Annotated in this window: 6 protein-coding genes and 1 pseudogene; 2 read left to right on the forward strand and 5 right to left on the reverse strand. The window is 71.5% G+C overall.

What is annotated here, in order from left to right; genetic code table 11:
- Positions 1-23 precede the first annotated feature (23 nt).
- Positions 24-1,544 (forward strand): glycerol kinase GlpK, encoded by a 1,521-nt coding sequence (glpK, locus tag ACYQ8Q_RS08770; RefSeq protein WP_460063334.1) that lies wholly within the window; start codon positions 24-26, stop codon positions 1,542-1,544.
- 78 nt (positions 1,545-1,622) lie between these two features.
- Here the strand turns inward: glpK and ACYQ8Q_RS08775 are convergent, their stop codons facing one another.
- The 5 genes and pseudogenes from ACYQ8Q_RS08775 to ACYQ8Q_RS08795 all read right to left on the reverse strand — a co-directional run bounded on the left by ACYQ8Q_RS08775 (position 1,623) and on the right by ACYQ8Q_RS08795 (position 9,627).
- Positions 1,623-2,228, reverse strand: a complete 606-nt coding sequence (locus ACYQ8Q_RS08775) for a GTP-binding protein (protein WP_460063335.1) — start codon at positions 2,226-2,228, stop codon at positions 1,623-1,625.
- Positions 2,209-5,854 (reverse strand): annotated as a pseudogene (locus ACYQ8Q_RS08780) (hydantoinase B/oxoprolinase family protein). The gene ACYQ8Q_RS08775 and the pseudogene ACYQ8Q_RS08780 overlap by 20 nt, the downstream one beginning before the upstream one ends.
- Before the next feature lie 24 nt (positions 5,855-5,878).
- Positions 5,879-6,274: a DUF742 domain-containing protein gene (locus ACYQ8Q_RS08785; RefSeq protein WP_359000859.1), complete on the reverse strand. Its 396-nt coding sequence runs from the start codon at positions 6,272-6,274 to the stop codon at positions 5,879-5,881.
- Between the two features lie 9 nt (positions 6,275-6,283).
- Complete coding sequence (locus ACYQ8Q_RS08790; protein ID WP_359000862.1) at positions 6,284-6,715, reverse strand: roadblock/LC7 domain-containing protein; 432 nt, start codon at positions 6,713-6,715, stop codon at positions 6,284-6,286.
- A complete protein-coding gene (locus ACYQ8Q_RS08795) occupies positions 6,712-9,627 on the reverse strand; it encodes a nitrate- and nitrite sensing domain-containing protein (RefSeq protein ID WP_460063338.1) in 2,916 nt (971 codons plus the stop codon). Before ACYQ8Q_RS08795 ends, ACYQ8Q_RS08790 begins: the two co-directional genes overlap by 4 nt.
- 420 nt (positions 9,628-10,047) lie before the next feature.
- Here ACYQ8Q_RS08795 and ACYQ8Q_RS08800 point away from each other — a divergent pair, with 420 nt between their 5' ends.
- Complete coding sequence (locus ACYQ8Q_RS08800) at positions 10,048-10,506, forward strand: hypothetical protein (RefSeq protein WP_460073221.1); 459 nt, start codon at positions 10,048-10,050, stop codon at positions 10,504-10,506.
- Positions 10,507-10,599 lie beyond the last annotated feature (93 nt).

The raw sequence follows: 10,599 nt of genomic DNA on the forward strand, positions 1-10,599 counted from the left end.
TGAACCCAGCCCAAGGGGTAGCCATGACGGACAACGCCGAGAAGTACGTCGCCGCAATCGACCAGGGCACCACCTCCAGCCGCTGCATCGTCTTCGACCACGGCGGCGCGATCGTCGCCGTCGACCAGCGTGAGCACCGCCAGATCTTCCCCAAACCGGGATGGGTCGAGCACGACGCCACCGAGATCTGGTCGAAGGTGCAGGCCGTGGTCGCCGGGGCGATCGCGAAGGCCGGGCTGCGGGCCGACCAGATCAGCGCGCTCGGCATCACCAACCAGCGTGAGACGACCGTGCTGTGGGACCGCGCCACGGGCAAGCCCGTGCACAACGCGATCGTGTGGCAGGACACCCGGACCGCGGCGCTGTGCCATGAGCTCGGCGGCGCGGACGGGCAGGACCGGTTCCGGGATCGGACGGGGCTGCCGCTGGCCAGCTATTTCTCGGGGCCCAAAGCGGCCTGGCTGCTGGACAACGTGCCCGGGCTCAGGGACCGGGCCGAGCGGGGCGAGATCGCCTTCGGCACGATCGACTCCTGGCTGATCTGGAACCTGACCGGCGGCCCGGACGGCGGCCGGCACGTGACCGATGTGACCAACGCCGGCCGGACCATGCTGATGAACCTGGAGACCCTTCAGTGGGACACCTCCATTCTGTCGGCCATGAACGTGCCCGAGGCCGTGCTGCCGGAGATCAGGTCCTCGGCCGAGGTGTACGGCACCGCCGTGGGACAGCTCGGCGGGGTGCCGGTCGCCTCGGCGCTGGGCGATCAGCAGGCAGCGGTGTTCGGGCAGGCCTGCTACGACGTGGGGACGGCGAAGAACACGTACGGGACGGGCAGTTTCCTGCTGCTCAACACCGGCACCCGGCCGGTGCCGTCGAAGAGCGGTCTGCTGACGACGATGGGCTACAAGATCGGCGAGGAGGCGCCGGTCTACTGTCTGGAGGGTTCGATCGCGATAACGGGTGCGCTCGTGCAGTGGTTCCGCGACCAGCTGGGCATCATCCGATCGGCTGACGAGATCGAGACGCTGGCGGCGAGCGTCGAGGACAACGGCGGGGCGTACATCGTGCCCGCGTTCTCGGGGCTGTTCGCACCGTACTGGCGTTCGGACGCGCGCGGTGTCGTCACCGGGCTGACCCGCTACGTCACGAAGGCGCATCTCGCGCGGGCGGTGCTGGAGGCGACGAGCTGGCAGACGCGCGAGGTCGTGGACGCCATGTCCCAGGACTCCGGGGTGCAGATCACCACCCTGAAGGTGGACGGCGGCATGACGAAGAACAACCTGCTCATGCAGCATCAGGCGGACGTCCTCGGGGTGCCGGTGATCCGGCCCAGGGTCTCCGAGACGACCTGCCTGGGCGCGGCGTACGCGGCGGGGCTGGCCACCGGGGTGTGGAACGACCTCGACGAGCTGAAGGCGCACTGGCAGAAGGACGCCGAGTGGACGCCCGCGATGGAGGCGCCGGTACGGGACCGCGAGTACCACAACTGGCGCAAGGCGGTGGAGAAGAGCCTCGGCTGGGTGGAGGACGGCGAGGGCTAGTACGCGTGTGTGCGTCCTCCGCGAGCCGTGAGGCGGCGGCCCGTACCCCGGTCGGCGGGGGTACGGGCCGTGCGGGGCTCAGGTGGTGACGGTCTGCCGGCGCTCGGTGCCGTAGTCCATCGCGTGCTGGACGACACCGACCAGGACGTCCCGGACGGAGCGCCGGTCGCGCGCGTCGCACAGGATCACCGGTATGTCGTCGTCGAGGTCGAGGGCCCCGCGCACGTCCGCAATGGGGTAACGGTCGGCTCCCTCGAAGCAGTTGACGCCGATGAGGAAGGGGATGCCGCGCCGCTCGAAGTAGTCGACGGCGGCGAAGCAGTCCTCCAGGCGGCGGGTGTCGGCGAGCACGACGGCGCCGAGCGCGCCCTCGGAGAGCTCGTCCCACATGAACCAGAACCGCTCCTGGCCGGGTGTGCCGAACAGGTAGAGCACCAGGTCCTCGCGCAGGGTGATGCGCCCGAAGTCCATGGCGACGGTGGTCGTGTGCTTGCGCTCGACGCCGGTGAGATCGTCGATCGGGCGGCCGGCCTCGGTGAGGTACTCCTCGGTGCGCAGTGGCCTGATCTCGCTGACGGCACCGACGAGGGTGGTCTTGCCGACCCCGAAACCGCCGGCGACCAGGATCTTGAGCGTGACGGGCTCGACCGGGGGCTTGCCGCGCTCAGGACGCCCGAGGATCATCGTTCACTTCTCCTGCTTGATGGTGTGACTGGGGTGTGGGGCGGTGGGCCGTAGCCCCCGCCGCCGGGGGTCTCGACGACGAGTACGTCACCGGGGCCGACGTCCGTGGAACCGCTCCCGCCGAGCCGGACGACCGTGCCGTCGGCGCGTTCCACCCGGTTGGCCCCCGGCGCACCGGGGGCCCCTCCGGCCATACCGTACGGGGGAACCCTGCGGTGTTGGGAGAGGGTGGAGACGGTCATGCGTTCACGGAAGCGGATCCGGCGGACGGCGCCGTCCCCGCCGTGCCATTGTCCGGCCCCGCCGCTGCCGTACCGCACGGCGAACTCCTCCAGTTGTACCGGAAGACGCCACTCCAGCACCTCGGGATCGGTCAGCCGGGAGTTGGTCATATGGGTCTGGACGACGGCGGCGCCGTGGAAGCCGTCGCCCGCGCCGGACCCGGAGGCCACGGTCTCGTAGTACTGGTGGCGTGCGTTGCCGAAGGTGACGTTGTTCATGGTGCCGGAGCCCTCGGCCTGGACGCCCAGGGCCGCGTAGAGGGCGCCGGTGATCGCCTGGGACGTCTCCACGTTGCCCGCGACGACGGCGGCGGGCGGTTCGGGGGCGAGCAGGGAGCCGTGCGGCACGACGATCCGGAGGGGGCGCAGGCAGCCGTCGTTGAGGGGGATGTCGTCGGCGACGAGCGTGCGGAAGACGTACAGGACGGCCGCGTTGACGACCGCGTAGGGGGCGTTGAAGTTGGTGGCGAGCTGGGGCGAGGTCCCGGTGAAGTCGACGGTCGCGCAGCGGTTCCCGCGGTCCACGCGTACGCGTACCCGGATGACGGCGCCCGAGTCGGTCTCGTAGGTGTACGCGCCGTCGTCGAGGGCGTCGATGACGCGCCGTACCGCTTCCTCGGCGTTGTCCTGGACGTGGCGCATATAGGCCTGGACGACGTCGAGCCCGAAGTCCTCGATCATCCGGGCGACCTCGTCGACGCCCTTCTGGTTGGCGGCGATCTGGGCGCGCAGGTCGGCGAGGTTGGTCGTCGGGTTGCGGGAGGGGTACGCGGCACCGGTGAGCAGGCGGAGGGTCTCCTCCTCGCGGAAGCGTCCGTCCTCGGCGAGCAGCCAGTTGTCGAAGAGGACGCCTTCCTCGTCGATGGTGCGGCTGTCCGCGGGCATGGAGCCGGGGGCGATGCCGCCGATCTCGGCGTGATGGCCGCGGGAGGCCACGTAGAAGAGGATCTCGGGGTCACTCTCCGTGTCCGCGCCACGGGAGGTGTCGAAGACCGGGGTGATCACGGTGACGTCGGGCAGATGGGTGCCGCCGTGGTACGGATCGTTGACCGCGTAGGTGTCCCCGGGCCGCATGCCCGTGCCGCGACGGCGGATGACCTCCTTGACGCTGGTGCCCATCGAGCCCAGGTGGACGGGGATGTGCGGCGCGTTGGCCACCAGGTTTCCGTCCGGGTCGAAGAGGGCGCAGGAGAAGTCGAGGCGTTCCTTGATGTTGACGGACTGGGCCGTGGACTCCAGTCGGGCGCCCATCTGTTCGGCGATGGCCATGAACAGGTTGTTGAAGACCTCGAGGAGAACCGGATCGACTCGTGTAGCGAGATCGGAACTCTGCGTGACCGCCGTGCGTTCCATGACCAGATGCCCGCCGTGGGTCGCCGCCGCCTCCCAGCCGTCGTCGACCACGGTCGTGGCACTGGCCTCGGTGATGATCGCGGGGCCGGTGACGGACTCGCCGGGGGGAAGGTCCTCGCGGCGGTGCAGGGGTACGTCGCGCCAGGCGCCGCCGGTGTGGAGGCGGACGGTCCGGGGCGTGGCGGTGCGGCCCTCGTACGGGGCGAGGGCGGACAGATCGGGGGGTGGTGTGATGCCGGTCGCTTCCACGGAGAGCGCTTCGACGACGATCGGGCGGTCGAGCGTGAAGGAGTACGTGGCGCGATGACGTTCTTCGAAGGCGCGTGTCATCGCGGCGGGTTCGGTGAGTTCGACGGTGAGGGCGGTGTCGGTGCCGTCGTAGCGCAACTGTGCCCGGCGGGTGACGCGGACGCGGTCGTCGGGGACGTCCTCGGCGCGGAGTTCGGCGCGGGCCGCCGCTTCGAGGGCGTCGGCGGTCTTGCGGATGCCCGGCATGGCGTCGGCTTCGAGCGGGGTCTCGACGGACTGTTCGCGCATGGCGGTGGTGTCGGCGAGGCCGATGCCGAGCGCGGACAGCACACCGGCCATGGGCGGCACCAGGATGGTGCGGATGCCGAGCGAGTCGGCGACCCGGCACGCGTGCTGGCCTCCGGCCCCGCCGAAGGTCGTCAGGGCGTAGCGGGTGACGTCGTGGCCCTTCTGGACGGAGATCCGCTTCACGGCGTTGGCGATGTCGGCCACGGCGATCTGGAGGAAGCCCTCGGCGACCTGTTCGGGGGTGCGGTCGTCCCCGGTCCGCTCGTGGATCTCGCGCGCGAGGGCGGTGAAGCGGTCGCGGACCAGGGCGTCGTCCAGGGGCTGGTCGCCGTCGGGGCCGAACACCTCGGGGAAGTGGGCGGGCTGGATGCGTCCGAGCATCACGTTGGCGTCGGTGACGGTGAGCGGGCCGCCCGCGCGGTAGCAGGCCGGACCCGGGTCCGCACCGGCGGAGTCCGGTCCCACGCGGTAGCGGGAGCCGTCGAACCGCAGGACGGAACCGCCGCCCGCGGCGACGGTGTGGATGTCCAGCATGGGGGCGCGCAGCCGGACGCCGGCGAGCTGTGTGGTGAAGACGCGTTCGTACTCCCCCGCGAAGTGGGAGACGTCGGTGGAGGTGCCGCCCATGTCGAAGCCGATGACGCGGCCGAAGCCGGCGAGCTGGGACATGCGGGCCATGCCGACGATGCCGCCGGCCGGGCCGGACAGGACGGCGTCCTTGCCGCGGAACTGGTGCGCCTCGGCGAGCCCGCCGTTGGACTGCATGAACATCAGCCGGACGTCGCGCAGTTCGTCGGCGACCCGACGGACGTACCGGCGCAGTACGGGCGACAGGTAGGCGTCGACGACGGTGGTGTCCCCGCGCGGGACGAGCTTCATGAGGGGGCTGACCTCGCTGGAGAGCGAGATCTGCGGGAAGCCGATCCGGGCGGCCAGCCGTCCGACGGCCCGCTCGTGCTCCGGGTGGAGATGGCTGTGCATGCAGACGACGGCGACGGCCCGGATCCCGTCGTCGTACGCCTCGCGCAGGGCGTCGGCGAGGGAGTCCAGGTCGGGGGCGCGCAGCACGGTTCCGTCGGCCGCGATGCGCTCGTCCACCTCCACGACCCGCTCGTGGAGGAGTTCGGGGAGCTCGATCCGGCGGGCGAAGATCTGCGGACGGTTCTGGTAGGCGATCCGCAGGGCGTCGCGGAACCCGCGCGTGATGACGAGCAGAGTGCGTTCGCCCTTGCGTTCCAGCAGGGCGTTGGTGGCGACCGTCGTGCCCATGCGGACGGCCTCGACGGGGTCGTCCGAGTCCGCCAGCAGGGCGCGGACCCCGGCGACGGCCGCGTCGGCGTACCGCGCCGGGTTCTCCGACAGCAGTTTGTGCGTCAGCAACCGGCCGTCCGGGCGGCGCGCGACGATGTCGGTGAAGGTCCCGCCCCGGTCCACCCAGAACTGCCAGCCGCTCACGTCCTCACCTCGCTTCCGCGCTGCTCACAGCGCTCGGAGGCCGTTGATCACGTCACGCAGAATACTCACGTCCACCAGCTCGGCAGGGGGTACGGGCCGGTTCACATGGACGAACTCCGTGTCCACGAGGTCTCCGACGAGGACCCGTACCACGCCGATGGGCAGGTCGAGCCCCGCGGACAGCTCGGCGACCGACTGCGGCGCCCCGCGGCACAGATCCACGATGTGGACGTGTTCCGGGGACAGCGAGGGATCGGCCTCGGCCTCGTCCGCGTGGGGCTCGGCGACGACCAGTGCGATCAGATCGAGACGGTGCTGGACCGCACTGGTGGTGCGGCCCCGTGTCATGGCGTAGGGACGGACGACCGGACCGGCCTCGTCGTCGAACCAGTGGCTGCTTCCCTGACCGTCTGTGCTCATGCCATCCCACTACCCGCCCGAGGACAGATCGGTGCGCGGGGCGGTGCCCAGATGTACGCCGACCCGCTTGACCAGCAGGGTCATCTCGTACGCCACCTGGCCCACGTCCGAGTCGGCGTCCGAGAGGACGGCGAGGCAGCTGCCGTCGCCGGCGGCGGTGACGAACAGAAAGGCCTCGTCGAGCTCGACGACGGTCTGGCGGACGTCGCCGGCCTCGAAGTGGCGGCCCACACCCTTGGCGAGGCTGTGGAATCCGGAGGCGACGGCGGCCAGGTGCTCGCCGTCCTCCCGGGTGAGGTCCCTGGACGTGCCGGTCGCCAGACCGTCGCCGGAGAGCACGACGGCCTTGCGGATGCTGGCGACCCGGTCGACGAGTTCGTCGAGGAGCCAGTTCAGTTCGCCGTTGTTGCTCATGTGGCCGGTCGCCTGCGGTGCGGTCATCGACCGTCCCCCTTTGTCGTTCGTTGTGGTGCTGTGCCGCTGTGGGTCTCGTCGCCCGCGGCGTTCTCTGCGCGGCCGCGCTGCCAGCCGCGCTGGAGCGAGGCCATCCTGCTGCGTACCTCGTCGGCGTCCCGCTCCTCGATGTCGGACCGGTTCGCCGTCGTGCGCGGCGCGGGTCCCTGCCTCAGTTGCGGGGCCAGGTTCGCCTGCCGTACCCGGCGGGGCAGCGCCGCGGGCGCGGAGCCGGTGTCATGAGGCCGGTTGCCGAGGGGGCGGTCCTGCGGACCGTTCTCCAGCGTGCGCTCCACCGGGCCGCCCGTGCCACTCAGGCGCGGGTCGGGCAGCTGGTGCGTGCGTGCGGCCGGGCCGTCCTGGCCGCCGGACGTGGCCTGGCGGGTGCGCTGCGGGAGGGCGGGGGGCTGCGACGGGCCCTCGGCGCCGGGTCCGGGGCGGACCGGCAGTGCGGGGGGCTCGGTCGCTCCGGTGCTCCGGGGGATCTGCGCCCCGCTGCCCCGGCGGCGCGAGGGCAGCGGCGCCGGCCCGTCGGTGTCCGCGCGGTGGGCCGGGGTGCGGTGGGCGGATTCCTCGCCCGTCTCCGGCTGCGGGAGGCGCGGGTCGCCGACCGGGCGGCCGTGCGAGCTGACCAGCTTGGGCGTCCGGCGGTCGGGCAGCGGCAGGAGGGCGGCCGGGGCGTCGGCGCGGTGGTCCGGCTCACGGGTGTCGGGCAGCCTGCGGTGCTGGTCGACGGGGGTGACGACCGGGTCGTCCTCGGGGCGGGTCAGGGGGCGGCGCGGGCGGAACAGGACACCGCTGTCGTCCACGTCGTCCAGGGCGGGCGGGAAGCCGCCGAGGGCGTCGAGGCCGACGGGGGCCTCCAGCTCGACCGGTCCGTCCAGCACGGGCGGGCCGGGGAGCTGGGCGGACGGGGAGAGCTCGGGCCGGTGGGTCTCGGCGGACTCGGCGGCCTTCGGGGCCCGGGGGCGGTCGAGGCGGAAGCCGATGCCGTTGGTGTCGGGGACGTCGTCGGTGAGCAGGGCGTCGGGGATGAAGACGACGGCGGTGGTCCCGCCGTAAGGAGAGGGCTGGAGGGAGACGCGGACGTTCTGGCGCTGGGCGAGACGGCTGACGACGAACAGTCCGAGGCGGTCGGTGTCGGACAGCTCGAACTCCGGGGTCTCCGCGAGGCGGAGGTTGGCCTCCAGGAGTGCTTCGGGTGCCATGCCGAGGCCGCGGTCGTGGATCTCCAGGGTGAACCCGTTGGCGACCCGCTCGCCCAGGACCTGGACGGCGGTGTGCGGCGGGGAGAACACCGTGGCGTTCTCCAGGAGTTCGGCCACGAGGTGGGTGAGGTCGGCGACGGCGGGGCCGGTGACGGCGAGGCGCGGCAGCCGGCGGACCTCGATGCGCTCGTAGTCCTCGACCTCGGCGACGGCGGCGCGCACGATGTCCATGAGCTGGACGGGTTTGCGCCACTGCCGGGAGGGGGCCGCGCCGGAGAGGATCACCAGGCCCTCGGCGTGGCGGCGCATCCGGGTGGTGAGGTGGTCGAGCCGGAACAGGTCGGCGAGTTCCTCGGCGTCCTCGGTGCGGCGCTCCATGGTGTCGAGCAGGGTGAGCTGCTTGTGCAGGAGGACCTGGCTGCGGCGGGCGAGGTTGACGAAGACCTCGGAGACACCGGCGCGCAGTTCGGCCTGTTTCACGGCGGCCTCGACCGCCGCGCGCTGGAGGGTGTTGAGGGCCTGGCCGACCTCGCCCATCTCGTTCTTGTCGTACTCCAGCAGCGGCACCTCGGTCTCCACGTCGACCTGCTCGCCCGCGGAGAGGCGGCGCATCACGCTGGGCAGCCGCACGCCGGACGACTCGTGGGCCTCCAGCCGCAGCTGGCGCAGGTCGCGGATGAGGCCGCGGCCGATGCGCACGGACAGCACGAGGGAGACGATCAGGGCGACCAGTCCGAAGACACCGGCGAAGGCCGCCTTGACGATGACCTCGATCGCGATGGGCCGGACGCGGTCCTGGTAGCGGTCGTTGGCCTGTTCGTCGAGGGTGCCCAGCTCCTGGAGGACGTCTCCGGCGGCCGTGTCCCAGTTCCTGGCGGTGACGCCCTTGGGCAGGTCGCCGGGGCCGGACGTGACGACCGACTGCTCGGCGGTGCGCAGGGGGGCGGTGGTGGCGTTCTTCCAGAAGCTCTCGTAGCGCTCGCGTTCCGCGGTGGGCAGCTGGGCGAGGCTGATGTCGTAGACGACGTCGCGCTGGGCGCGGAAGTCGGAGACGTCGCGGATCTCGTCGCGGGTGAGCCGGCCGACGACGAGGGCGGAGCCGAGCAGGGCGTCCTCCCGGGAGAGCAGCTCGCGGGCGAGGGCGACACTGACGAGTGCCCGGTACTGCTTGTCCATCTCCACGCTGTCGACGACGTCCAGCTTGGCCAGCAGGGCGTAGCAGGGGTCGATGAGCTGGTTGTAGAGATCCAGCGCCTGCGCCCGGGTGACGGTGCCCTCCTCGACGCTGCCGCGCAGGGAGTCGAGCCCGTCGAAGGCGTCGAGGACCGCGGTCAGGCCTTCGGAGTCGTCGGGGTCCAGGACGTCTCGGACATCCGAGTCCTGGGCGTTCCGGCGGATCTCGGCGAGCGCCTCGTCGGTGGCGGTCCTGGTGCGGCGCAGCGCGGACAGCGCGTCGGAGGCACGGGGGTCGGCGAGGTAGACGAGGGTCTGGCGGCGTTCCTGCTGGACGACGCGGACCGTGTCCTCGACCGGGTAGTCGACCTTCTCCACGAGGGACGACACGGTGAACAGACGGTTCGCCTCACGGCCCGTCAGTACCGTGGCGAAGCCCCAGATCGCGGTCAGGGACACCAGCGGCACGAGAAGCAGCGCCACGATCTTCCGGCGGATCGACTTCCCGCGAAAGCGCATGGCCTCCCCCAGCTCGAACCCCCTCCGTCAGGGGGTACGCATGTGCGTCAACAAACGGCGCGAGCCTACTACCGACGCACAGTTAACTCGAAGAGCGGTCCGGAAGCCGAACTTCCGCACCGGAGCCCGGACATGGGGAATTGTCCGGGCAATACGGGGGATTGCGACCCCGAAACCCGCCTCCACAAGAAGACCGGATCCGATCGGCCGCGTCGGCGACTTGGCCAGAATTTTTCGGAACTTGGGAATCTTCGCGGCTTCTCGTGCGTCTTCATCATTGGGAATCGGGGGCGGAATCGGCCACAGGAGCCGCAGGCGGTCCCCCGTCGGCGTAAAACAGAGCAAGCCGGGCAGCCACTGGGGAGCCGGGTCTTCGACCCGGAGGTGAGCGGTCTGCCGGCGGTGGGGAGTGACACGGTGATGGGCACGGCGGAGCGGAGCAGAGCGTCCGAAGAGGGTGCGGCGACCACGACACAGGAGCGGTCCTCCTACCGGCCGTTGTGGGTCGAGGAGCCCGCGCGGCGGCGCCGGCTGCCGGACCCGGTGCGGACGGCGGCCGTGCGGGCGGTCCTGATCATCTCTCTGACACTGCTTCAGGCGATGGTGGCACTGCTGTGCACCCTCGCCGAGTCCTGGCTGGCCTTCCCGATGGTGATCAGCAGTGTGGTCAGCACCGTGGTGGCCACCTGGTCGGTGCTGGACGTCTGGGTGACCCGTCAGGTGTGGAACCAGCGCAACGGCGTGGTGTCGGCGCCCAGCAGCACGGCCCGCTCGCTGCGCCGTGAGCGCCGCCGGGCGCGGCGTCAGGCCCGGGCCACGGAGCGGGCGCAGGAGCGGATACGCCGTCAGAGCGGCGCGGGGCAGCTGTCGCACCCCTGAGGCACCGTCATCGGCGCCGGACAGCCCTCCGGGATCGTTTCTGAGGGCGGTCGGCGCCGCTGAGGCGCCCTCGGCGGCGCGCCGACCGCCCGC

The organism is Streptomyces sp. YKOK-I1, assembly GCF_054660435.1.